At 55.0% G+C, this 625-nt stretch carries 2 protein-coding genes; both read right to left on the bottom strand.

Annotation, left to right across the window (positions count from 1 at the left end; all coding sequences use genetic code 11):
• A partial coding sequence (locus tag AC1DLB_RS31560; RefSeq protein WP_477786474.1) for a YmfL family putative regulatory protein occupies positions 1 to 290 on the bottom strand: 290 nt, incomplete at its 3' end.
• Between the two features lie 29 nt (positions 291 to 319).
• Positions 320 to 592 (bottom strand): helix-turn-helix domain-containing protein, encoded by a 273-nt coding sequence (locus tag AC1DLB_RS31555; protein WP_477786473.1) that lies wholly within the window; start codon positions 590 to 592, stop codon positions 320 to 322.
• Between the last annotated feature and the right edge of the window lie 33 nt (positions 593 to 625).

The following is a 625-nucleotide window of genomic DNA, read 5'->3' as shown; positions in this document are numbered from 1 at the left end:
CGGTTGTACAACTCGACGTTGTCCAGATCGGCCGACACTGTTAGTGGTACAAACAAACCGCCGTATTTGGCCGCGATGTAATCGGGCAGGAAGGTGGTACCAGTGATCAGTTCAAGGCGATGAATGTGGTCGTCACTCAGCGGACGACTGCCAGCGTTTTCGTAGGCCTGGTTGTCGAACTTTTTGAGCGGCATTCCCAGGTCGGCTGCGGCGTAGACTCGGCCACCCTCATAGGCGCCAATCACCGCGCTGACTACGTCTTTTCTGCTGGCTAGAACTGGGCGTTTCATCTTCTGGTTTCTCCTTGGCTTGATCGCCCCTACAGTTGATCAACAACCTCAGTTTCATCTGGCTTTGCGGTGGGATCTACAAGAATGCCGGGTAGCACTTCTTTCCCGATCAACCTTGAAATATCCCTCAGGATGCTGAAGGACAGACGACCACGTGGCAGTGAGTCATGTCCGGCCCACCGCTGAACCACCTGAGTCACCGTGCGCGGCTCGTAGCCGTGGCTGATTGCGAACTGGCGGAAGTTGCTTCCGTTCTCAATCAGCCGCGCCTGGATCTGGCGCTTTTCSATGGCTTGGCTCATGGTTGATGTGTTCCTACTTGGTTAAGATGTACC

The organism is Pseudomonas sp. 05N434 (assembly GCF_056396965.1).
Note: the sequence above shows the minus strand (reverse complement) of the source record. Positions and strands in the feature narration are given on the sequence as shown.